The organism is Streptomyces sp. NPDC014764, from assembly GCF_043082785.1.
Classification (GTDB): Bacteria; Actinomycetota; Actinomycetes; order Streptomycetales; family Streptomycetaceae; genus Streptomyces; species Streptomyces althioticus.
The window spans coordinates 67,767-91,439 of the sequence record NZ_JBIBXY010000002.1; the positions used below are offsets into that span (position 1 = coordinate 67,767).

Below are 23,673 nucleotides of genomic sequence, written 5' to 3' on the forward strand. Positions count from 1 at the left end.
TCAGCACGTCAGTGCGCCAGCACGTCACCGCGCCACCGCCGCCGCGTCACCACGTCGCCGCGTCACCGCACGGTCACCCCGGCCGGGGCCGGTGCGTAGCCGGTCGGCCGGGTGGTGAAGGTGCCGCGGCCCTGGGTGCGGCTGCGCAACCGGGTCGCGTAGCCGAAGAGTTCGGCCAGCGGCACGGTCGCGGTGACGACCGACGCGCCCGCCCGGGTGGCCGAGCCGCTCACCCGGCCGCGGCGCGCCGCCAGGTCACCGAGCACCGACCCGACCGCATCCTGCGGCACGGTGACCGTGACCTCGGCGACCGGCTCGAGCAGCACCATCGCGCACGTCCGCAGCGCGTCCCGCAGACCGAACCGGCCCGCGGTGCGGAACGCGGTGTCGGAGGAGTCCTTGACGTGCGTCGAACCGTCGGTGAGCGTCACCCTCAGGCCCGTCACCGGGTGCCCGCCGAGGGGGCCCTCGGCGAGCGCGTCCCGGCAGCCGGCCTCGACGGCACGGACGTATTCCTGCGGCACCCGGCCTCCGACGACCGTCGAGCGGAACTCGAAGCCCCGCTCGGGGGCGTCCAGCGGCTCCACGTCGAGCACCACGTGCGCGAACTGCCCGGCTCCGCCGTCCTGCTTGACGTGCCGGTGGACGAAGCCGGACACCCCGCGTCCGACGGTCTCCCGGTAACTCACTCTCGGCCGGCCGACGTTGACGACCAGCCCATGGTCGTGCCGGATGCGTTCCACCGCGACCTCCAGATGCAGTTCGCCCATGCCGGACAGCACCGTCTGGCCCGTCTCGGTGTCGGTCCGCACGACCAGCGAGGGGTCCTCCTCGGCGAGCCGGGCCAGCGCCGACGCCAGACGTCCGGTGTCCGTGCCGCGCAGCGCCTCGACGGCGACCGAGACGACGGGTTCGGCGGTGCCGGGCGGTTCCAGCATCAGCGGGGCGTCCGGCGCGCACAGCGTGGCGCCGGCCCGGGCGCCCTTCAGTCCGACCACGGCGACGATGTCGCCGGCGACCGCACGGTCCAGGCGTGCGTGCCGGTCGGCGGTGACGCGCAGGATGCGTCCGACGCGCTCGGCGCGGCCTGCGGTGGCGTCCCACACGGTGTCCCCCTGTTCGATCGTTCCGGAATAGACGCGCAGGTAGGTGAGGCGTCCGGTGGCGGTGGCGTTGACCTTGAAGGCGAGGGCGGCGAGCGGCGCCGCCGGGTCGGCGGTCCGCTCCTGCTGGGCCCCGTCGTGCGTGCCGCGCACCGGCGGTACGTCCAGCGGTGACGGCAGGTAGGCGAGGACGGCGTCCAGCAGCGGCTCGGTCCCGCGGTTGCGGTAGGCGGAGCCGCACAGCACGACCACGGCGTCGCCGCATGCGGTCAGGTCCCGCAGGGCCGCCGTGAGCGTCCCGGTGCGGAGCGCTCCGGTGTCGCAGTACTCCTCCAGCGCGGCCGGGTGCAGTTCCGCCACCGCTTCCTCCAGCAGCCGGCGCCGCCGCAGCGCCTCCTCGCGCAGGGCGTCCGGGACGGGAGCCGGGTCGTGGGCCTCACCGTCGTCGCCCCAGGTGAGAGCACGCATGCCGAGCAGGTCGACGACGCCGGTGAAGGTGTCCTCCGCCCCGATCGGGAGCTGTACGGCGAGCGGCGCCGGGTGCAGCCGCTCCCTGATGGAGGTGACGGCGGCGTCGAGGTCGGCGCCGGCCCGGTCCATCTTGTTGACGAAGGCGATGCGCGGGACGCCGTGCCGGTCCGCCTGCCGCCACACCGACTCGCTCTGCGGCTCCACACCGGCGACCGCGTCGAACACGGCGACCGCCCCGTCGAGGACGCGCAGGGAACGCTCGACCTCGTCGGCGAAGTCGACGTGGCCCGGGGTGTCGATCAGGTTGACCCGGTGACCGTCCCAGGAGCAGGTGACGGCAGCGGAGAAGATGGTGATGCCCCGGTCGCGCTCCTGCGGGTCGAAGTCGGTGACGGTGGTGCCGTCGTGCACCTCGCCGCGCTTGTGGGTGGTGCCGGTGGCGTACAGGATCCGCTCGGTGACGGTGGTCTTGCCGGCGTCGACGTGAGCGAGGATGCCGAGGTTGCGGACGACGGCGAGGGTGTCGGTGGTGCGCATGGCCCGTGGCCTTTCGGATGGAACCGGGAAAGGGCAGCGCGATTCCCCCCGGCGCACGGCGCGGGTGACCCCTGTCGGGGGCGGCCGGACGTGCGTCAGGGCAGCCGGTGCCGGCCGCGCAGCGGGCACCGGGCGGCCGGAGACACCAGGATCACCACGGACCGGCGGGACCGGGAACGGGGAGCGGCGGCGACAGCGGTGTGGACACGCACGGCCGGACTCCCTCCCAGGTCGGATCTGATCGCGCGCACCGCCGACGGACAGGGGGCGGTGGACGCCTGCCCGATGAGTGTAGGGAGCCGAGCGGACGCAGGGCCACGCATTTTGCGCAGCAGGTCACAGCGAAGTCGTCTCATATCTTGGAACAACGTTCCTGAGACGTGAGACCTTCTGAGAATGTGGAGTGATCGTCCCCGTGGAAAGACCGTGAAATGCCCGCACCATCCACCAGTCCGGCCCCGACCCCCGTCAACTCGCGGTCGCGCGTCCTCATCGCCAGCCTCATCGGCACGACGATCGAGTTCTACGACTTCTACATCTACGCGACCGCCGCCGTACTGGTCTTCCCCACGCTCTTCTTCCCCAGCAGCGACCCCACCACGGCGCTGCTCTCGTCCTTCGCGGTGTTCGGCGCCGCGATGGTCGCCCGGCCGATCGGAGCTGTGGTCTTCGGCCACCTCGGCGACCGCCTCGGCCGTAAGGGAACGCTCGTGGCCTCCCTGCTCACCATGGGCATCGCCACGTTCCTCATCGGCGTACTGCCCACCTACGCGCAGGCCGGCTGGGTGGCGACCGCGCTGCTGGTGCTGATGCGGCTGGCGCAGGGCTTCGCGCTCGGCGGCGAGTGGAGCGGCGCGGCTCTGGTCGCCACCGAGAACGCGCCGAAGGGCAAGCGCGCCCTGTACGGCACGTTCCCGCAGCTGGGCGCCCCGCTGGGCTTCATCATCGGCAACGGCCTGTTCCTGGTCATCGGCGCGCTGCTGCCGTCCGCGGCCGGCGCCGACCCGTCCCAGCCGTCGGACGCCTTCCTCGACTGGGGCTGGCGCATCCCGTTCCTGTTCTCGGCGGTGATGGTGGCGATCGGCCTGTGGGTGCGGATGCGCCTGGTCGAGGCGCCGGTGTTCGCGAAGACGCGGGAGGCGGGCCTGGTGCGGAAGCTGCCGCTGGCCACGGTCTTCCGGAACCACTGGAAGCATCTGATCCTCGGCACGTTCTTCATGCTGGCGACGTACGTGCTCTTCTACCTGATGACCACGTTCTCGCTGAGCTACGGCCGTACGGCGGAGGACGCGGCCGTGCCGGGTCTCGGCTACGACTACACGACGTTCGTGCTGATGATGATCTTCGGTGTGCTGTTCTTCGCGGCGTTCACCCTGATCTCCGGCCCGCTCGCGGACCGCTACGGCCGACGCGCCACGCTGATCGCGGTCACCGCCGGAATCCTGGTCTTCGGCCTGGTGTGGGTGCCGCTCATCGGCCTCGGCACCGTGGGTGTGGTGCTGTGGCTGGTGTTCGGATTCACGCTGATGGGCATGACGTTCGGCCCGATGGGCGCGCTGCTGCCGGAACTGTTCCCGACGAGCGTGCGCTACACGGGGTCCGGCATCTCCTACAACGTCAGCTCGATCCTCGGCGCGGCCGTGGCCCCGTTCATCGCGGTGGCCCTGTGGGAGGCCGGCGACGGCTCCCCGTGGCTGGTCGGCGTCTACCTGTCCTCGATGGCTCTGCTGACGCTGGTGGCGCTGCTGCTCGGGCGGGAGACGAAGGACGTGGGGCTGGACGAGGGCGAGGCCGTCGAGGCGGCGGTCCGCGAGGAGGCCCCTGTCACCGCGGCTTCCTGAGCCCTCCGGGACTCCGGGACACCCCCTGAACCGCTGAGGCCCTCCGCGTCCGACGACCGGACACGGAGGGCTTCTGCATGCCGTTCACCTGCGGTGCGTCGACATCAGGCAGTCAGCCGTGACCGTACAGGCCGGAAACCTCTGGTCCCCTCCCGACGGGCCGGCCGGCCTTGGCCGGCGGTCACCTGACGTGGAATCCGAAGACGTGGTGGGTGCCGGCCCCGGTGAAGGGGGCCTGAGTGTGGGGCGGGAGCACCGAGACGTCCCATCCCGCACCCGTCGTCCAGAAGACGACCACCTCGTGGGCACCCGAGGAGAAGGAAGTGACCCCGCCCTGTCCGAGTGTGACGTCACCGGGTCCGGTCCAGCACCTGCTGTGCTCCGTGCCGTTCTCCAGGTACGTCACCCGCACGGCATCGGCGCCCGCGCCGCAGTCGATCTCCTCGGTCGCCAGAGCGGGGGCTGCCGGGAGCGCAAGGCTCATGGCGACGGCCGCCACGGCGCCCAGCGCCAGCTTCCTGGGTCGGGTCTTCATGGTCGAGGTTCCTTCCGGTCGGAGCTCCGATGGAGCACGGCTTTAGATGAACCATCAACCATCAAACACGTTTACTCACCGGCGCGGGAGGCAGTCTCCGCAAGCTGGCCGACAATGGACCATGTGCGAGTGCCACGGACCGGATCACGGGCACGGTGATGACCGGGCCGCTCCTGAACGCACCTCACCCTTCGGTCCGGCGCCCCGCCGGGTGGTGCCGACGAGTGGTGCCGACGGGGCGGTGACGCCGAGAACACGGCGCGGGGGTCCCTGCGTTCGCCGAGCCCCGCGCCTTCGTGGACGGACCGGCCAGGACGGGACCGGCTTGTCCGACGCACCGGTCACACTCACCGCGGACGGGGGACCGGCCACACGGCCGGCCCGTGCCTCACACCGGCAGTGCGTGCAGCGCGGTGCCGTGCAGGGCGAAGAGACGCTCGCCGTCGGTGGCCGCCAGCCAGGCGTGGTGGTCACCACTGCCGTCGTTGAACGTCCAGCGCACGTCACCGGTCTTCGCGTCCATGGCGATGATGCCGCCCTTCGCGTCCAGGTCCGTGGCACCGAAGAGCGTGTCCCCCACCTTGACGTACTGGCGCGGCACCTGGAGTCCCGCGTCGGCGAGGGACGTCGACTGCCAGAGCACCTTGCCCGTGCGGGGGTCGACGGCCCGCACTTTCCGTGCGCTGTCGGCGATGTACAGCACGTCCTCCAGCACGGCCGGTTCCTTGAAGAGGTCGAACTGCGCAGACTTCAGGGTCCACTTCTCGGTGCCGTCGGAGAGGTCGAAGGCCTGAAGGACGTTGCCCTGCGGAACGATGACCAGATTCTCGTGCACGGCGAAGAAGCCGTAGTTCGTCTTCGTCGTCTTCCGTGTCCACACCTGGCCGCCGGTGGCGGTGTCGCGGACGGTGAGGTTCTTCTTGAAGTCGGTGTAGACGAGGTGGCGGCCGCGTACGGCGGCGTGGATGCCGTTCTGCATGGTGCCCAGGTCGCGCTGTTCCTTCCAGGCGATCCTGCCGGTGCCGCTGTCGAGGGCGGCGATGACGTTGGTCTTCGACGACCCGTCGTCCTCGAGGATCTCGGCGACGACGTACACCTGCGTTTCGTCCACCGCGACGGGCCTCGGCTGCCGGTGACCCGCGCCGAGGCGGCTGCGCCAGGTCTCCTTGCCCGAGGCCGGGTCATATCCCGTGACGGTGCCGTCGTACTGACTGCTGGCCAGGTACAGCGTGTCCTTGCCGAGCAGCAGGGGTGCTCCGGGAACCGCGCCGCCCGGCAGGGACCACTTCTTCTTGCCGGTCGCGGTGTCGAGGGCGGCCAGCGGGCTGCCGCTGGCGAGCACGACACCGGCGGCGACCACGAGTTCGTCGTTGTCCCCGTACGTCTCCGCGGAGGTCGTCTTCGTCCACAGCGGCTTCGGCGCCTTGCCGTCCCCGCCCGTGGCGTCGTCGGCGGGCTTCTTGTCCTCGCCCTTCGACTGCCCTCCGCCGGCGCTTGTGGGGTCCTCGGTCTCCACCGCGTCGTCGTCGCAGCCGACCGCGCCGGTGGTCAGGGTGGCCAGCGTGAGCCCTCCGACGGCCAACCGCAGCAGACGCCGGCGGGAGGAGAACTCCGGCTCCGCCAGTGTTCTGTCGTCCGACGTGCTGTTTCGCTCGGCCATATCGCCGTACCCCCGTGAAGTATCAGGAACATGAACGTGCGGGCCATTCCGCACCGAACATACGGACGCGGGCCCTCGTGACCTGGAACGTTAGCCGGGCTCCCGCCAGGTCCCCATGGCGGGATCGCAACCGGGACAGCACCGTGAAGCAATCGAGACGTGCCGGGCACCCCACCGCAACCGCGGGGAGCCGCAGCTCAGCGCCGTTGTCAGTGCCCCTGCCTAAGGTGAAGCCATCATCTGGACGGACCAGAGTCCATCCCGGCGTTCACGCTGTGGATGGACACGTCCGCCTGCGGAAAGGGCGTCGGGGAGGTCCCCGACGCCCGAGGGGGAAGGGATGGACGCGATGAGCGCCACGGTGAAGGACCGGCTGAAGAAGCACTTCGTGAACCACGTCGCTCTCGTCATCGACAAGTCCGGTTCGATGCAGGGCCACTCGGAGCAACTGGTGCGCGTCGTCGACGAGTTCGTGAAAGGGCTGGCGGAGGAGTCGGACCGGCTCGGGCACGAGACGCGGATCAGCCTCTACGCCTTCGACCACCTCGTCGAGAACCTGGTGTGGGACATGGACGTGAAGCACCTGCCGTCCATGCGGGGCCTGTACACCGTCGAGAACGGCGCGACCGCGCTCATCCAGGCGTCGGTGAAGGCGCTCGACGACCTCGGGCACATATGGGAGGAGTACGGCGAGCACAGCTTCCTCCAGGTCGTCGTCACCGACGGCGAGGAGAACGCCTCCGGCGCCGACACGACCGGTTCGCGGCACGACCTCATGCCCGACGGGCGTGCCGTCCTGGACGAGTGGCGGAGCCGGATCGCCGACAAGATGAACACCCTGCCCGACCACTGGACGTCGGCCATCATGGTGCCCAACTCCCTGGCCAAGCGCACCGCCCAGCAGTACGGCTTCCCGACGGGCAACATCTCGATCTGGGACGCCGACTCCGACCAGGGTGTCGAGGAGGCGATCGGCGCCGTCAAGACGGCCGCGACGAGGTTCCTGCGGGACCGCGAGCAGGGTGTGCGCGGCACGCGGAACCTCTTCGCGATGGGTCAGGACCTGAGCGCGGCGGACGTGACGTCGAACCTCCAGGCGCTGGACGCCGGCAAGTACGTGCTGATCCCGGTGGACCGGTCGACGTCGATCCGCGACTTCGTCACCAGCGCCGGGCATCCGTACAAGACCGGCTGCGCCTTCTACGAGCTGTCCAAGCGGGAGAAGGTCCAGGCCCGCAAGCAGATGGCGGTGGCCGAGAAGGACCCGGCCACCGGCCGCATGACCGGCAAGGTGTTCACCGGCCCCGCCGCCCGGCAGCTCCTGGGCCTGCCCGCGACCGAGGTCACGGTGGCGCCGGGGAGCAACGACGCCTACACGGTGTTCGTCCAGTCGACCTCGGTCAACCGCAAGCTGATCCCGGGGACCAAGCTGCTCGTCCTGCTGTGACCGTCACCGTCCATCACGCCTCGGAGACCTCCCTTGTCCTCGCTCCACGACATCACCACCTGGCAGCCCTTGCTGCGCCTCCTGCACGCCGCACACGCGGACACGCTCGCCGCGCCCGGCGGGCACGTCTCGGGCCAGATCAGTCCCGGCGCGTGGAGTGTTCCCCTCCCTCGCCGGGCTCCGCAGCCGGGGCGTGCCTCACTGGTCTCGGACAGCCAGGCCAAGTTCGACGCCGTGGGTCTGGTCGTCGAGGCGCTCATGAAGGACGGGAGCGACGGTGTCTCCTTCGTCGTGGAGGCCTCCTCCACACCCGGTGGTCTCCGGCTGCACCTGATCGAACCGAGCGCCTCCGCCGAGCCGGGCATCGCGACCGCACACCCGGGCACGCTCCTGCTCGTGGACGGGGCTCTGCCCGAGCCGGTGCGCCGCCTGCCCGATCCGGTGCCTGGCGCGGTGCCGGCCGCGTCCGCGGACGTGGCACTGCTGCGGCGCACTCTCCGCGAGCGGCTCCCGGGCGCGGTCGGGGCCACGGAGGAGGAGATCACGGAGGCCGAGGTGCGTCTGGGCGTGCCGCTGCCTCCCGAGCTGAGAACGCTGTACCAGGTCGTCCGGGGCCGGTACGCGGACTGGGACGACCTCCGCGACCCGTACGACATCATCGGCTGCGAACTGTTCCCCCTAGGTGAGGTGTACGTCGCCGACGCGGCGTCCCGGGAGGTGATGTGGCAGTTCGGCGCCATGGAGGCGGTCGAGACGGGTCCTGAGGACTCGGTGCAGCAGCTCGTCGGTTCGCCGGGCTGGATCGTCTTCGGTGACAACGGCGGCGGGGACCGTATCGCCGTCGACCTCACACCGGGGCCGGAAGGGCACACGGGACAGGTGATCATCATCGGCCACGAGGGGAACATCGGTGCCGGGCTGGTCGCGGACTCCCTCACCGACATGGTCGTCCACCGTCACTTCGACGGCAGACCGGTGCCGAGGGTCGAGCGGCCCCCGCTCGTCGCCCACGTCAATCATGCCTCCGTTCCCAGCGTCGAGGCCGCCGCCCACCCCGGTCTCGAGGTCCTCAGCATCGGGGTGTGGAAGAAGGAACCCCTCAGCCTCGCGCCCGTGTTCGGCCTGCCGCGTCTGCGGACCCTCTGTGCGTACGAGGGGACGCTCGCCGACCCTTGCGAGATATCCCGGCTCACCCACCTCGAGTACCTGCGTCTCCCGCCCGCGGAGTGGCGCGTCCTCCTCGATGCGGGAGCCGTGCCCACCGGGCTCCTCGCCGCGGGCATCGAGGCACATCGGCAGCAGGACGACCCGTTGCGGATCATCGCCCTCGCCGACGAGATCCTCGCCCTCCACGGCCGGCCGCCGGTCAGCGAGGTCACGGTGCTGGAAGGGACGGCCGGCTGAGCCGCCCCCACAGCCGGGCCCCCGGAACGCCTCGAGGGCCCCGACCGTCCGGTCGGGGCCCTCGAAGGAGCAAGTGTCCGAGGGGGGACTTGAACCCCCACGCCCGATAAAGGGCACTAGCACCTCAAGCTAGCGCGTCTGCCATTCCGCCACCCGGACAAGGTGTCTGTCGCGTGCGGGGTGATCCCCGCGGCGACATGGACAACCATACCAAGGTTTCGGAGTGCCTTTCACCTGCGTTTCCGTCGTCCCGGGGAGGCGCGGGAGACACTCCCGCGCGGCCCGGGTACCGGCCGGCTCAGGGGGTCAGCCGGTGGTCCGGGAAGTTCCCCGGCAGCCTCTCCCCCGCAGGGCCGCGGGTCACCGCCCGCACCAGAAGCTCGCCGCCGACGAAGGCGCCCCGCCAGGACGCGCCGTAGCCGCCGAACAGCTCGTCCCGGTCTCCGCGCGAGCGCGGCACCCCGTGTCCGATCTTGAACGCGCGGATGTGCGGGGCGAGCCGGTCGAAGGTGGTGCGCTCGTCCGTGGAGAGGGTGGCCACCAGGGCGCCGTTGGACGCGTTCATGGCGGCCAGCAGCTCCGCCTCCGTGTCGACCAGGACGATCGTGTCCACCGGGCCGAACGGTTCCGCGTGGTGCAGCGGGGAGGAGCGGGGCGGATGCAGCAGCGTGACCGGCTGGACGTACGCCGACGTGTCCTGGCCGGGCAGGAAGCGGGCGTCGGCCGGATCGCCGCGGTGCAGCGGAACGGCGCCCCGGTCGATCGCCTCGGCGACCTGGTCGTCCAGTTCCTTCGCCTTGGCCGCGTTGATCACGGGGCCGAAGTCGAGCGCCGGGTACGGGTCGTCCGGGTGCTCGACGGCGAGGGGGTGGCCGATGCGCAGGGTACGGACCGCGGGGAGGTAGGCGGCGAGGAAGGCGTCGAAGAGGCTGCGCTGGACGACGAAGCGCGGGTAGGCCGTGCAGCGCTGTTTGCCGTAGTCGAAGAGTTTCGGGATCGTCGCGCTCAGGGTGTCCCAGTCGGAGAAGTTCCAGACGCCCCAGGTGTTCAGCCCCTCCTGTTCGAGGATGTGCCGTTTGCCCAGGTCGGCGACGGCAGTGGCGACAGCGGCGCCGGTGTCGCGGCCCCCGACGAAGGAGACGCAGCCGATCTCCGGCGCCCGCACCAGCGCCTCGGACAGCTCGCCCCCGCTGCCGCTGACGAGGGTGACCGGGATGCCCTCGCGGGCGGCGAGCGCCGTGGCCAGGGTGAGGCAGGCGACGCCGCCGTCGGTCGGGGTCTTGGCGACGACCGCGTTGCCGGACAGCGCCTGCACGAGCAGGGCGTGGACCAGCACGCTCATCGGGTAGTTCCAGCTGGCGATGTTGGAGACGGGCCCGTCGAGCGGGGCGCGGCCTTCCAGCATGGTGTCGATGCCGTCGACGTACCAGCGCACGCCGTCGACGGCGCGGTCGACGTCGGCGCGGGCGAGCCGCCAGGGCTTGCCGATCTCCCAGACGAGCAGGAGGGCGAGCAGATCGCGGTGCTCGGCGAGTGCGTCGAGTGTGGCGGCCACGCGGGCCCGGCGTTCCGGGAGGGGGACGTGGCGCCAGGCGCGGTGCTGGTCCAGGGCCGAGCGTACGGCCTGCCGGGCGGTGGCCCGGTCCAGGCGGGGCGGTCCCGCGAGGGGGGTGCCGTCGACAGGGCTCACGGCGGGCAGGGCCCGGCCGTCGGCCTGCCAGGAGCCGTTCCAGAGGTTGAGGACGCGGTCGTCGCGGAAGGCCTCCGGGGCGACGGTCAGGCAGCGCTGCCAGGCGTCTTCCCAGGAGGTGCCGGACTTGAGGGTGAGGATGGGTGGCATACGGTTCGCTCCGCTCTCGGTGCACGGTCGAGAGATCAGGGGGCCTGCGGGAGGGCCGTGGGGCCCGCGTACGGGTCAGGCGCGGGCGTCGAGCACGGCCAGCACCTGCCGCGCCGTCTCCGTCGGGGTACGCCCGACCCGCACGCCGGCCGCCTCGAGTGCCTGCTGCTTCGCCCGCGCCGTGCCGGAGGAGCCGGAGACGATCGCGCCGGCGTGGCCCATGGTGCGGCCCTCGGGAGCGGTGAAGCCGGCGATGTAGCCGACGACGGGCTTGGTGACGTGGTCGCGGATGTAGGCGGCCGCGCGTTCCTCCGCGTCGCCGCCGATCTCGCCGATGAGGACGATCAGGTCGGTGTCGGGGTCGTCCTGGAAGGCGGCCAGGCAGTCGATGTGGGTGGTGCCGACGACGGGGTCGCCGCCGATGCCGACGCAGGTGGAGAAGCCGATGTCGCGCAGCTCGTACATGAGTTGGTAGGTGAGGGTGCCGGACTTGGAGACCAGGCCGATGCGGCCGGGTTTGGTGATGTCGGCGGGGATGATGCCCGCGTTGGACTGGCCGGGGCTGATCAGGCCGGGGCAGTTGGGGCCGATGACGCGGGTGCCGCGCTTCCGCGCGTGGGCGAGGAAGGCGACGGAGTCGTGGACGGGGACGCCCTCGGTGATGACGACGGCGAGCCCGATGCCGGCGTCGGCAGCCTCGGTCACCGCGGCCTTGGTGAAGGCGGGCGGCACGAAGACGACGGTGACGTCGGCGCCCGTCGCGTCGATGCCCTCGGCGACGGAGCCGAAGACGGGCACGGAGCGCTCCGTGAAGTCCACGGTACGGCCCGCCTTGCGGGGGTTGACGCCGCCGACGACGTTCGTGCCGGCGGCGAGCATCCGGCAGGTGTGCTTCATGCCCTCGCCGCCGGTCATGCCCTGGACGAGGATCTTGCTCTCCTTGGTGAGGTGGATCGCCATGTCGTCCGGTCTCCTCAGGGTGTGGTGGCGAGGTGGGCGGCCCGGCTCGCGGCGCCGTCCATGGTGGTGACCTGTTCGACGAGCGGGTGGGCGCGCTCGTCGAGGAGGGCGCGTCCGCGCTCGGCGTTGTTGCCGTCGAGGCGCACGACGAGCGGCTTGGTGAGCCGTACGGTGTCGAGGGCTCGGACGATGCCGTCGGCGACCGCGTCGCAGGCGGTGATGCCGCCGAAGACGTTGACGAAGACGGACTTCACCGCCGGGTCGGAGAGGACGACGGAGAGACCGTCGGCCATGACCTGGGCGGAGGCTCCGCCGCCGATGTCGAGGAAGTTGGCGGGGCGGGCGCCGCAGCCGGCGACCACGTCCAGGGTGGACATGACGAGCCCGGCGCCGTTGCCGATGATGCCGACCTCGCCGTCGAGCTTGACGTAGTTGAGGCCCTTGGCGGCCGCGGCGGCCTCCAGCGGGTCATGACCCGTGTCGGCCTCGTCGCCCCAGCGCGCCTGGCGGAAGCGGGCGTTGTCGTCGAGGGTGACCTTGCCGTCGAGCGCCATGATCTGTCCGTCGCGGGTGCTCACCAGCGGGTTGACCTCGACCAGGAGGGCGTCCTCGCGGACCAGGACCTCCCATAGGCGGACCAGGACGTCGACGGTGCGGGCGGGCAGGCCCGCCGCGTCGGCGATGCGGGCGGCGACGGCCGGGGTGACGCCCTCGGCGGGGTCGACGGGGACGCGTGCGACGGCCTCGGGGCGGGTCGCGGCGACCTCCTCGATGTCCATGCCCCCTTCGGCGGAGGCGATGGCGAGGAAGCCGCCGGCGGCGCGGTCGAGGACGTAGGAGACGTAGAACTCGCTCTCCACGTCGACGGGTTGGGCCAGCATCACCGTCTCGACCGTGTGGCCCTTGATGTCCATGCCGAGGATCTGGCGTGCGGTGATTTCGGCGGCGGCCGGGTCGGCGGCGAGCTTGACGCCGCCCGCCTTGCCGCGTCCGCCGGTCTTGACCTGGGCCTTGACGACCACGCGGCCGCCGAGCCCGCGGGCGATCTCGCGGGCCTGTTTGGGCGAGCCGGTGACCTCGGCCCGCGGCACCACGATGCCGTGGTCTGCGAAGAGTTCCCTTGCCTGGTGTTCGTACAGGTCCATCTCGGCTCCTGTCTGTGACGTCGCCGGAGGGTCCGCGGAGGGCCGGGAACCGGCGACCGAAAAGTGCCGCGCACCCCCTGGACACCACCCATCGGATGCGGGATAACAAGGTTCATACAGTATTCGTCGACTGTATGCAATGTACCGCGAGAGCGTTCCCCACCCCCTAGGAAAGGGACAAGGACTTCGCCATGCCCGACGACACCCAGGACGTCATCTCCGGCGGTCATCTCGTCGCCAAGGCCCTCAAGGCCGAGGGCGTCGACCGCATCTACACACTGTGCGGCGGCCACATCATCGACATCTACGACGGCTGCGTCGACGAGGGCATCGAGGTCGTCGACGTACGGCACGAGCAGGTCGCCGCGCACGCCGCCGACGGCTACGCGCGCATCACCGGGAAGCCCGGCTGCGCGGTGGTCACGGCGGGACCGGGCACCACCGACGCGGTCACCGGGGTCGCCAACGCCTTCCGCGCGGAGTCGCCGATGCTGCTGATCGGCGGCCAAGGGGCCCTGACCCAGCACAAGATGGGGTCGCTGCAGGACCTGCCGCACGTCGACATGATGAACCCCATCACCAAGTTCGCGGCGACCGTGCCGGACACGGCCCGCGCCGCGGACATGGTGTCGATGGCCTTCCGCGAGTGCTACCACGGCGCGCCCGGGCCCTCCTTCCTGGAGATACCGCGCGACGTGCTGGACGCCAAGGTGCCCGCCGACAAGGCGCGGGTGCCCCGGGAGGGCGCCTACCGGGCCTCCACCCGCTCGCCCGGCGACCCGAAGGCGGTCGAGAAGCTCGCCGATCTGCTGGTGCACGCCGAGAAGCCGGCGATCCTGCTCGGCAGCCAGGTGTGGACGACCCGAGGCACCGAGGCCGCCGTCGAACTGGTCCGCACCCTCAACGTCCCCGCGTACATGAACGGGGCGGGGCGCGGCACCCTGTCGCCCGGGGACCCGCACCACTTCCAGCTGTCGCGCCGGTACGCGTTCTCCAACGCCGACGTCATCGTCATCGTCGGCACGCCCTTCGACTTCCGGATGGGCTACGGCAAGCGCCTCTCCCCCGCGGCGACGGTCGTGCAGATCGACCTCGACTACCGCACGGTCGGCAAGAACCGCGACATCGACCTCGGCATCGTCGGGGACGCGGGGCTGGTGCTGAAGGCGGTGACCGAGGCGGCCTCCGGGCGGGTCAACGGCGGTGCGTCGAAGCGGAAGGAGTGGCTGGACGAGCTGCGCGCGGCCGAGCGCACCGCGCTCGACAAGCGGCTGCCGCAGCTGCGGTCGGACGCTTCGCCGATCCACCCGTACCGGCTGGTGAGCGAGATCAACGACTTCCTCACCGAGGACTCGATCTACATCGGCGACGGCGGTGACATCGTGACCTTCTCCGGGCAGGTCGTGCAGCCCAAGTCGCCCGGTCACTGGATGGATCCGGGGCCACTCGGGACGCTCGGCGTCGGCGTGCCGTTCGTGCTCGCCGCCAAGCAGGCCCGGCCCGACAAGGAGGTCGTCGCGCTGTTCGGCGACGGCGCGTTCTCCCTGACCGGCTGGGACTTCGAGACGCTGGTCCGCTACGACCTGCCGTTCGTCGGCATCGTCGGCAACAACTCCTCGATGAACCAGATCCGTTACGGCCAGGCCGCCAAGTACGGCAAGGACCGCGAGCGGGTCGGCAACACCCTCGGGGACGTCCGCTACGACGAGTTCGCGCGGATGCTCGGCGGATACGGCGAGGAGGTCCGCGACCCCGCCGACATCGGGCCCGCGCTGCGCCGCGCCCGCGAGTCGGGCAAGCCGTCGCTGATCAACGTCTGGGTGGACCCGGACGCGTACGCCCCCGGAACGATGAACCAGACCATGTACAAGTGAGGTGCATGCCCATGACCCCCAAGGCACTTGAGGGCATCCGCGTCCTCGACATGACCCACGTCCAGTCCGGGCCGTCCGCGACCCAGCTGCTGGCCTGGCTCGGCGCCGACGTCGTCAAGCTGGAGGCGCCCACGGGTGACATCACGCGCAGGCAGCTGCGCGACCTGCCGGACGTCGACTCCCTCTACTTCACGATGCTCAACTGCAACAAGCGGAGCATCACCCTGAACACCAAGACCGAGCGCGGCAAGGAGATCCTCACCGAGCTGATCCGGCGTTCGGACGTCATGGTCGAGAACTTCGGTCCGGGCGCCATCGACCGGATGGGTTTCACCTGGAACCGCATCAAGGAGATCAACCCGCGGATCGTCTACGCCTCCATCAAGGGCTTCGGCGACGGCCCGTACACCAACTTCAAGGCGTACGAGGTGGTCGCGCAGGCGATGGGCGGTTCGATGTCGACCACGGGCTTCGAGGACGGGCCGCCGCTCGCGACCGGCGCGCAGATCGGCGACTCGGGCACCGGCGTGCACGCGGTGGCCGGCATTCTCGCCGCGCTGTTCCAGCGGGAGCGCACCGGGCGCGGACAGCGGGTGAACGTGGCCATGCAGCACGCGGTGCTCAACCTGTGCCGGGTGAAGCTGCGCGACCAGCAGCGCCTGGCGCACGGCCCGCTCGCCGAGTACCCGAACGAGGACTTCGGCGACGAGGTCCCCCGCTCCGGCAACGCCTCCGGCGGCGGTCAGCCCGGCTGGGCGGTGAAGTGCGCGCCGGGCGGCCCGAACGACTACGTGTACGTCATCGTGCAGCCCGTCGGCTGGAAGCCGATCAGCGAGCTGATCGGCCGGCCGGAGCTGGCCGACGACCCCGAGTGGGCGACGCCGGAGGCCCGGCTGCCGAAGCTGAACAAGATGTTCCAGCTGATCGAGGAATGGTCCTCGACGCTGCCCAAGTGGGAGGTGCTGGAGCGGCTCAACGCGCACAACATCCCGTGCGGGCCGATCCTGTCGACCAAGGAGATCATCGAGGACGGCTCGCTGGTCGCCAACGAGATGGTGGTGACGGTCCCGCATCCCGAACGGGGCGAGTTCGTCACCGTGGGCAGCCCGCTGAAGCTGTCCGACTCCCCCGTGGACGTGGTCGCCTCCCCGCTGCTCGGCGAGCACAACGAAGAGGTCTACGTCGGTGAACTCGGCCTCGGCGACGAGGAAGTGCGCCTGCTCAAGTCGAACGGGGTGATCTGACGTGATGGCCGAGGACCGCACGGTGAAGGTACGGGCGCTGCTGGACGCGGTGCGCGCCGAGGGGCGGACCGCGCTGACCGCGCCCGAGGGCAAGGTGATCGCCGACGCGTACGGCATCGCGGTGCCCGGCGAGGAGCTGGCGCGGGACGTCGACGAGGCGGTGGCCGCGGCGGCCCGGTTCGGCGGGCCCGTGGTGATGAAGATCGTGTCTCCGGACATCCTGCACAAGACCGACGCCGGCGGAGTGGTCGTCGGCGTGGAGGGCGCGGCGGACGTGCGGGCGGCGTTCTGCCGGATCGTGGAGAACGCGCGGGCGTACGACCCTCGGGCACGTGTCGAGGGCGTGCAGGTGCAGGAGTTGCTGCCGCAGGGGCAGGAGGTCATCGTCGGCGCGGTCACCGACCCGACGTTCGGGAAGGTGGTGGCGTTCGGGCTCGGCGGGGTGCTCGTCGAGGTGCTGAAGGACGTCACGTTCCGGCTGGCGCCGGTGGACGCCGACGAGGCGCTGTCCATGCTGGACTCCATCCGGTCGGCGGAGATCCTCACCGGGGTGCGCGGTCAGGAGGGCGTGGACCGGTGGGCGGTCGCCGAGCAGATCCGGCGGGTGTCCGCACTGGTCACGGACTTCCCGGAGATCGCCGAGGTGGACCTCAACCCGGTGATCGCGACACCGGAGGGCGCGGTCGCCGCGGACATCCGGGTGATCCTCTCCACGCAGGCGCCGAAGGAGCGGCGCCGGTACTCGCGGGAGGAGATCCTCACCTCCATGCGGCGGCTGATGCAGCCGCGGTCGGTGGCGGTGATCGGCGCGTCCAACGAGTCCGGCAAGATCGGCAACTCGGTGATGCGCAACCTCGTCGACGGAGGTTTCGCCGGGGAGATCCACCCGGTGAACCCCAAGGCCGATGACATCTTGGGCCGCAAGGCGTACAAGAGTGTCACGGACGTTCCCGGCGAGGTGGATGTGGCGGTCTTCGCGATACCCGCCCGGTTCGTGGCGGCGGCGCTGGAGGAGGTGGGGCGCAAGCGGATCCCCAACGCCGTCCTCATCCCGTCCGGGTTCGCCGAGACAGGTGAGCAGGCGCTGCAGGACGAGATCGTGGAGATCGCCGAGCGGCTGGGCATCCGGCTGCTCGGGCCGAACATCTACGGCTACTACTCCACCTGGCAGGACCTGTGCGCCACGTTCTGCACGCCGTACGACGTCAAGGGCGGGGTGGCGCTGACCAGCCAGTCGGGCGGCATCGGCATGGCGATCCTGGGCTTCGCACGGACCACCGGGACGGGCGTCTCGGCGATCGTGGGCCTCGGCAACAAGTCGGACCTGGACGAGGACGACCTGCTGACCTGGTTCGGGGAGGACCCGCACACCGAGTGCATCGCGATGCACCTGGAGGACCTCAAGGACGGGCGCGCGTTCGTCGAGGCCGCGCGGGCGACCGTGCCGAAGAAGCCGGTGGTGGTGCTCAAGGCGGGCCGCACGGCGGCGGGCGCCAAGGCGGCCGGTTCGCACACGGGGGCGCTCGCGGGCGACGACGCCGTGTACGACGACATCCTGCGGCAGGCCGGCGTGATCCGGGCGCCGGGGCTGAACGACATGCTGGAGTACGCGCGGGCGCTGCCCGTGCTGCCCGCGCCGCGGGGCGACAACGTCGTGATCATCACCGGGGCGGGCGGCAGCGGGGTGCTGCTGTCGGACGCGGTCACGGACAACGGGCTGTCGCTGATGGAGATCCCGCCGGATCTGGACGCCGCGTTCCGGGAGTTCATCCCGCCGTTCGGTGCGGCCGGGAACCCGGTGGACATCACCGGGGGCGAGCCGCCGTCGACGTACGAGGCGACGATCCGGCTGGGTCTCGAGGACCCGCGCATCCACGCCCTGGTGCTGGGCTACTGGCACACGATCGTCACACCGCCCATGGTGTTCGCCGAGCTCACCGCGCGGGTGGTGGCGGAGTTCCGCGAGCGGGGCGTCTCCAAGCCCGTGGTGGCCTCCCTCGCCGGGGACGTGGAGGTCGAGGAGGCCTGCCAGTACCTCTTCGAGCACGGGGTCGTGGCCTACCCGTACACGACCGAGCGGCCGGTGGCCGTGCTCGGCGCCAAGTACCGCTGGGCGCGGGCCGCCGGGCTGATGGGGGGGCGGCTCATGAGCTGACGGGGCGGGGGCCGGCCGGCGGGTGCGCGCCGGCCGGCCCCGGGACCCGGGCGCGCACGAAAGGCACGGGACAGGGGGCGCTGGCCAGTTCTTTCGACGCAAGGGGTGCATTTTCCATGACAACCACGGATGTCACACGGGTCGTCCCCTACCGGGAGGTGACCGACAGGAACGGGCGGGTCTACCGCGTCGGTGAGACCGACATCGACATCATGGGCCGCAAACGCAAGTGGATGGTGGTCCTGCCCTGGGTCGGCATGATGGGCATCTCCTCCGCCGAGTACGCGTTCGCGTCGGCGGAGGACACGCTTCACGAGGCCCACAGCTGGTCGAGCGGCAGCATCTACTGGATGATGACCGCCTGGGTGTTCTGCCAGGCGGCGGTGGCCTTCCCGGCGGGGCGGCTGCGGGAGAACGGCAAGCTGCCCGCGCGGTGGGCGATGATGCTCGGCTCGGTCGGCACGCTGCTCGGCTACCTCTCGCTGGCGTTCGCGCCGCATGTCGCCCTGGCCTTCATCGGGTTCGGCGTGTTCAGCGGCATGGGCGCCGGCATGGTGTACGCGACCTGCGTCAACATGGTCGGCAAGTGGTACCCGGAGCGCAAGGGCGGCAAGACCGGCTTCGTCAACGGCGGTTTCGCCTACGGTTCGGTGCCGTTCGTCTTCATCTTCCACGGCTACATGGACGGCTCCAACTTCCGCTGGGTGCTGGTCGCCTCCGGTGTGTTCCTCGCCGGTGTGGTGGCGGTGGCCGGCTTCTACTTCCGGGACCCGCCGAAGAACTGGTGGCCCGACTCGGTCGACCCGCTGAACCCGCCGGACGACCCGCGCGCCCGGCGTTCGCTCGAGAAGAACCCGCCCGCCGTGAAGCAGTACTCGCCGCTGGAGGCGTGGCGGACCGGCCGGGTGGCGCTCATGTGGTTCTGTCTCGCCTGCACCTCGGGCGTGAACATCTTCGGCATCGCGTTCCAGGTCGACATCGGTGAGGACGCGGGGTTCGCGGCCGGCATCGTGGCCACCGCGATGTCGCTGAAGGCGATCGTCAACGGCACCGGCCGCGGCGTGATCGGCTGGCTCTCCGACCTGTACGGCCGCAAGCAGTGTCTGCTGTACGTGTGCGTGATCCTGGGCCTGGCCCAGTTCGGCATCATCTGGTCCGCGGAGATCAAGAACCTGCCGCTGTTCCTGATCTTCTCCGCCATCTCCGGCTTCGGCGGCGGCGCCATCTTCCCGATGTTCGCGGCGCTGACGGCGGACTACTTCGGGGAGAACAACAACGCCACCAACTACGGCATGGTGTACAGCTCCAAGCTGGTCTCCGGGCTGGGCGCGGGCATGGGGTCCATGGTCGTGGCGGCGTGGGGCTACAACGGCGCCTTCGGTCTCGCGGGCGGCATCTCGTTGTTCGCCGGGTTCGTCGCGCTGTTCCTGACCCCGCCGGGACGTCCGAAGAGCAAGAAGGTGACGCCCAACCCCCGGCCGCTCGGCGAGGGTTGACGAGCGGCTCCGGCACGGCACGGACCGGGCGGCCCTTCCCGAGGGGGAAGGGCCGCCCGGTCCGTCGTCACGCGGTCAGCGGCGGCGCCGGCGCAGGGCCGCCATGTTGTCGTAGCTGATCTTGGCCTCGCGCAGCGACTGCGCGGGGTCGGTGGCGCTCGGGGAGTTGTCGTCCTCCACCATCGGGTTGCGGTAGTTGCTCAGCCCGACGCGGGAGAAGAACGTCGTGTAGTCGATGTCGCCGGTGCCGAACGGCACCATGTCCCAGCCCATGCCGTTGGTGGTGTCGACGACGCCGTCCTTGGCGTGGAACAGCGGGTAGCGCTTGTTGTACCGGGTGACCAGGCCCGCCGGGTCGAAGACGTTCCTGCGGGTGGAGCCGTCGGGCGCGGTGTAGGTGTGGAACTTGTACTGGGCGACGTGCGCCCAGAAGATGTCCATCTCCAGCCACACCAGCTTGGGGTCGGTGACCTTCAGGAAGTACTCCAGCTTCCGGACGCCGGAGCTGCGGGTCGGCCGGCCCTGGTCGTCCAGGGGCCCCCGGTCGAGCAGGAAGCCGTACGCGCTGTCGTGGTTGTGGGTGTAGAGCTTGATGCCCTCGCGGCGGGCGATCTCGCCGAGGGCGTTCCACTTGTCGGCGGCCACGTCCCAGTCGGCGCGGTAGGAGCTGCCGGTGGGGTCGCCGCCGGTGCCCATGTGGTCCATGCCGAGGATGTTGGCGATCTCCAGGTGCTTCTTGAAGGTGTCCTTGTCCTCGGCGGCGAGCGGCCAGGACGAGGGGATGAAGCCGTGGTTGCCCTGGGCGCGCAGCCCGTACTCGTCGAGCCAGGAGCGCAGCAGCCGGGCGCCCTCGACCGACTCCAGGCTCGCGCCGCCGGGGGCGTTCGCGTGCTGGTTGTAACCGGCGAACTCGACCTGGCGGTAGCCGTGCCGGGCGAGCTGCTTGAACACCTCGCGGAATCCCGAGGGCAGGTCGCTCGCGAGCGGGTCGCGGGCGGTGGCGTCACGGACGGTGTACAGGATGATGCCGCGCTTGTGCGGCGGGACGAGCACCTGGCCACGGCCGTGGTCGTGGTCGTGGCCATGCCCGTGTCCGTGGCCGTGGTCTCTGCCGTGGGCCAGGGCCGGGCCGGCGCCGAGGACGGGGGCGGCGACGGCGCCGGCCGCCACGGCGGTGCAGGTGCTCAGGAAGCGGCGCCGGGCCACGCCGAGGCTGCGGCGCAGCGCCTCGTCCGGGGTGTCGGTGAGCGGTGCGGCGTCGGCGCCGGCGGGGAGGGAGGGGTCGGAGTACGAGGTCACGGGTGCCTGCCTTCTCGGTCGTGGCCGGTCCCGGCGGCTGCGGGACCGGCCGTTGTCAGTGCCGTGTGTTTCACTCTCGGCAGTCGGAGTTCGGCGGACGGTGGTGCCGTGCGGTGTCAGCCGAGTCCGGCGAGCCGGAGCAGGAGTTGCTTGACGTCGGTGGCCGCGACGCGGTCGCCGACAGCGCGAGGGGTGGAGCAGATGAGGAGCGGACCGTCGTCGTCGCTCGCGGGGAGGCGGCCGTGGCTGCCGCGAACAGGTGACGCGTCGAGGGGCACGACCGCCATGCGGTAGCGCATGCCGAGCTTCTTGCGCGCCAGCGCGCCGGCCGCCTTGACCTTGACGTAGGGGTCGTGGGGGTCCATGAACAGCTCGACCGGGTCGTAGCCGGGTTTGCGGTGGATCTCGACGAGCTGCGCGAAGTCGGGCGCGCGGTCGTCGTCGAGCCAGTAGTAGTACGTGAACCAGGCGTCGGGTTCGGCGACGGCGACCAGTTCGCCGGCGCGCGGATGGTCGAGGTGCTGGGCCTTCTTGCCCTCGTCGTCGAGGAGCTGCTCGATGCCGGGCAGCCCGTCGAGTGCCTCGCGGGTGGCGTCGAGGTCCTCGGGGCGGCGCACGTAGACGTGGGCGATCTGGTGGTCGGCCACGGCGAAGGCGCGGGAGGCCATCGGGTCGAGGTACTCCATCCCGTCCTGGGTGTGGACCTCCAGCAGCCCCGCGCGGCGCAGGGCGCGGTTGATGTCCACCGGCCGGCTCACCGGGGTGATGCCGTACTCGGACAGGGCGACGACGGTGCGTCCCTCGGCGCGGGCGTCGTCCAGGAGCGGGGCGAGGGCCGCGTCGAGGTCGGCGGCGGCCTTCAGGGAGCGCGGGTCGTCGGGGCCGAAGCGCTGCAGGTCGTAGTCGAGGTGAGGGAGGTAGCAGAGGGTCAGGTCGGGACGCCGGGTGTGCATGATGTGGCGGGTGGCGTCGATGATCCACCGGCTCGACACCAGGTCGGCGCCGGGTCCCCAGAAGTGGAACAGGGGGAAGGTGCCGAGCTTCTCGGTGAGTTCGTCGTGCAGGGCGGGCGGCCGGGTGTAGCAGTCGGGTTCCTTGCGGCCGTCGGCGTAGTAGACGGGGCGGGGGGTGACGATGATGTCGGTGTCCGCGCCCATGGCGTACCACCAGCAGATGTTGGCGACGGTGTAGCCGGGGTGGGCGCGGCGGGCGGCGTCCCAGAGCTTGCCGCCGGAGACGAGGCCGTTGTGCTGCCGCCACAGCAGCACGTCGCCGAGTTCCCGGAAGTACCAGCCGTTGCCGACGATGCCGTGCTCGGAGGGCATGGCGCCGGTGAGGAACGTGGACTGGGCGGCGCAGGTGACGGCGGGCAGGACGGTGCCGAGCGGGGCCCGGGAGCCGGACTGCCCGAGGGTCTTGAGGTGGGGCATGTGGTCGAGCAGACGGGGGGTGAGGCCCACGACGTCCAGGACGAGCAGCGGGGTGGGGTCGGTCATGGGAGTTCCTTCAGGCCGAGGTCCGTCAGCAGGTCGCGGGCCAGGGTGAGTTCGGCGGCGATGCCGTCGGCGAGCTGGGCGCGGCCGCGGGGGCGCAGTTCGGGCGGGAGCGCCTGCCAGGTGTAGGTCTCCACCTCGAGGTGGCGGGTGAGCGGGTGCGGACCGCCGACGAGCCGGTTCAGCACGGAGGTGAGGACGGGGAGCGTGGAGGTGAGGGGCTCGGCGGGGGCCGCGTGCAGGGGCACGTGGAAGTGGGAGCGCCAGGGGCCCGCGTCGGGCAGGGCGTCGCCGGCGAGTGCCTCGCCGAGGTCGTCGGTGCCACGCAGCCCGGCGGCCGTGGCGGTGCGGGTCTGGTGCAGGAAGCGGGGTTCGGCGAAGGCCGCCAGGGCTTCGCGGACCTCGGGGAGGTGCGGCTGTTCGGCGTGCAGGGCGGCGGACAGCTGGGACTTGACGACGGGGACGCCGGCCCGGGCGAGGTCGTCCAGGGCGGTGTCGGGTTCTTCGAAGGAGGTGGCGAGGTGGCAGGTGTCGACGCAGATGCCGATGCGGTCGTGTCCGACCGCGGTGAGCGGGGCGATGGCGTCCTGGGTGGTCTCGACGACGCAGCCCGGCTCTGGTTCGAGGGCGACGCGGATGGAGCGGCCGGTGAGCTCCTCCAGGGCGTCGAGGCGCTCGGCGAGGGTGCGCAGGGCCGTACGGGCGGTCTCGGCGCGCTCGTCGTCGTAGGCGGTGCGCCAGGCGAGCGGCAGGGTGGAGATGCTGCCCTCGGTGACGTCCTCGGGGAGCAGTCCGGCGAGCAGGCGGGCGAGGGCGGCGGTGTGTTCCAGGCGTTCGGGGTCGGCCCAGTCCGGTTTGTAGACGCGGTACTTGACCTCCTCGGCGCCGAAGCCCTCGTAGGGGAAGCCGTTGAGGGTGACGACCTCCAGGCCGCGCCGCTCCAGTTCGCAGCGCAGTCCGCGCAGCGCGGCGGGGTCGGTGACCAGGGCGCGTGCGGCGTCCTTGGCCAGCCACAGTCCGATGCCGAGCCGGTCCCGGCCGAGGCGGCGGCGGACGGGTTCGCAGTGGTCGCGGAGCTGGGCGAGGACGCCGTCGAGGGTCTCGGCCGGGTGGACGTTGGTGCAGTAGGCGAGGTGGACGGTGGACCCGTCGGGGTGGCGGAAGCGCAT

Annotated in this window: 16 protein-coding genes and 1 tRNA gene; 7 read left to right on the forward strand and 10 right to left on the reverse strand. The window is 71.2% G+C overall.

Features of this window, described 5'->3' with window-relative positions; all coding sequences use genetic code 11:
• Nucleotides 1-62 precede the first annotated feature (62 nt).
• Complete coding sequence (gene fusA, locus ACF1AG_RS05435) at nt 63-2,111, reverse strand: elongation factor G (protein ID WP_387797376.1); 2,049 nt, start codon at nt 2,109-2,111, stop codon at nt 63-65.
• Between the two features lie 431 nt (nt 2,112-2,542).
• Here fusA and ACF1AG_RS05440 point away from each other — a divergent pair, with 431 nt between their 5' ends.
• Entirely contained in the window at nt 2,543-3,952 is a 1,410-nt protein-coding gene (locus ACF1AG_RS05440; RefSeq protein WP_359605447.1) for an MFS transporter, read from the forward strand.
• A 181-nt stretch (nt 3,953-4,133) separates the two neighbouring features.
• Here ACF1AG_RS05440 and ACF1AG_RS05445 read toward each other — a convergent pair whose 3' ends face one another.
• Both ACF1AG_RS05445 and ACF1AG_RS05450 read right to left on the reverse strand, forming a co-directional pair.
• Nucleotides 4,134-4,487: a hypothetical protein gene (locus ACF1AG_RS05445; RefSeq protein ID WP_359605449.1), complete on the reverse strand. Its 354-nt coding sequence runs from the start codon at nt 4,485-4,487 to the stop codon at nt 4,134-4,136.
• Between the two features lie 388 nt (nt 4,488-4,875).
• Nucleotides 4,876-6,147, reverse strand: coding sequence for a PQQ-binding-like beta-propeller repeat protein (locus tag ACF1AG_RS05450; RefSeq protein ID WP_391809347.1), 1,272 nt, complete (start codon nt 6,145-6,147; stop codon nt 4,876-4,878).
• 340 nt (nt 6,148-6,487) lie between these two features.
• Between ACF1AG_RS05450 and ACF1AG_RS05455 the strand changes: the two genes are divergently transcribed.
• On the forward strand, nt 6,488-7,594 hold the full coding sequence (locus tag ACF1AG_RS05455; protein ID WP_391809348.1) for a VWA domain-containing protein: 1,107 nt from the start codon (nt 6,488-6,490) through the stop codon (nt 7,592-7,594).
• Nucleotides 7,595-7,627: 33 nt separating this feature from the next.
• Nucleotides 7,628-8,998 (forward strand): SMI1/KNR4 family protein, encoded by a 1,371-nt coding sequence (locus ACF1AG_RS05460; protein WP_359605455.1) that lies wholly within the window; start codon nt 7,628-7,630, stop codon nt 8,996-8,998.
• A gap of 74 nt (nt 8,999-9,072) precedes the next feature.
• On the opposite strand, the gene ACF1AG_RS05465 is transcribed toward ACF1AG_RS05460, so the two are convergent.
• The 4 genes from ACF1AG_RS05465 to sucC all read right to left on the reverse strand — a co-directional run bounded on the left by ACF1AG_RS05465 (nt 9,073) and on the right by sucC (nt 12,943).
• Nucleotides 9,073-9,157 (reverse strand) — tRNA-Leu (locus ACF1AG_RS05465).
• Nucleotides 9,158-9,296: 139 nt separating this feature from the next.
• The gene (locus ACF1AG_RS05470; RefSeq protein WP_359605457.1) at nt 9,297-10,838 is read right to left on the reverse strand and encodes an aldehyde dehydrogenase family protein; all 1,542 of its coding nucleotides are present in this window, start codon (nt 10,836-10,838) and stop codon (nt 9,297-9,299) included.
• A gap of 75 nt (nt 10,839-10,913) precedes the next feature.
• Nucleotides 10,914-11,798: a succinate--CoA ligase subunit alpha gene (gene sucD, locus ACF1AG_RS05475; RefSeq protein WP_391809349.1), complete on the reverse strand. Its 885-nt coding sequence runs from the start codon at nt 11,796-11,798 to the stop codon at nt 10,914-10,916.
• Between the two features lie 14 nt (nt 11,799-11,812).
• Entirely contained in the window at nt 11,813-12,943 is a 1,131-nt protein-coding gene (gene sucC / locus ACF1AG_RS05480) for an ADP-forming succinate--CoA ligase subunit beta (RefSeq protein WP_359605461.1), read from the reverse strand.
• 191 nt (nt 12,944-13,134) lie between these two features.
• On the opposite strand from sucC, the gene ACF1AG_RS05485 reads away from it, so the two are divergent.
• The 4 genes from ACF1AG_RS05485 (at nt 13,135) to ACF1AG_RS05500 (ending at nt 19,712) form a co-directional block, all read left to right on the forward strand.
• Nucleotides 13,135-14,817 (forward strand): thiamine pyrophosphate-binding protein, encoded by a 1,683-nt coding sequence (locus tag ACF1AG_RS05485; RefSeq protein ID WP_359605463.1) that lies wholly within the window; start codon nt 13,135-13,137, stop codon nt 14,815-14,817.
• Between the two features lie 5 nt (nt 14,818-14,822).
• Nucleotides 14,823-16,061: a formyl-CoA transferase gene (frc, locus tag ACF1AG_RS05490; protein ID WP_387797368.1), complete on the forward strand. Its 1,239-nt coding sequence runs from the start codon at nt 14,823-14,825 to the stop codon at nt 16,059-16,061.
• 4 nt (nt 16,062-16,065) lie between these two features.
• A complete protein-coding gene (locus tag ACF1AG_RS05495; protein WP_391809350.1) occupies nt 16,066-18,216 on the forward strand; it encodes an acetate--CoA ligase family protein in 2,151 nt (716 codons plus the stop codon).
• 116 nt (nt 18,217-18,332) lie between these two features.
• The gene (locus tag ACF1AG_RS05500; RefSeq protein WP_391809351.1) at nt 18,333-19,712 is read left to right on the forward strand and encodes an OFA family MFS transporter; all 1,380 of its coding nucleotides are present in this window, start codon (nt 18,333-18,335) and stop codon (nt 19,710-19,712) included.
• A gap of 75 nt (nt 19,713-19,787) precedes the next feature.
• On the opposite strand, the gene ACF1AG_RS05505 is transcribed toward ACF1AG_RS05500, so the two are convergent.
• The 3 genes from ACF1AG_RS05505 to eboE form a co-directional block, all read right to left on the reverse strand.
• The gene (locus ACF1AG_RS05505; RefSeq protein WP_359602588.1) at nt 19,788-21,011 is read right to left on the reverse strand and encodes a sugar phosphate isomerase/epimerase family protein; all 1,224 of its coding nucleotides are present in this window, start codon (nt 21,009-21,011) and stop codon (nt 19,788-19,790) included.
• A 116-nt stretch (nt 21,012-21,127) separates the two neighbouring features.
• Complete coding sequence (locus tag ACF1AG_RS05510) at nt 21,128-22,507, reverse strand: alkaline phosphatase family protein (RefSeq protein WP_391809352.1); 1,380 nt, start codon at nt 22,505-22,507, stop codon at nt 21,128-21,130.
• A complete protein-coding gene (gene eboE, locus ACF1AG_RS05515) occupies nt 22,504-23,673 on the reverse strand; it encodes a metabolite traffic protein EboE (protein ID WP_359602584.1) in 1,170 nt (389 codons plus the stop codon). The genes ACF1AG_RS05510 and eboE overlap by 4 nt, the downstream gene beginning before the upstream one ends.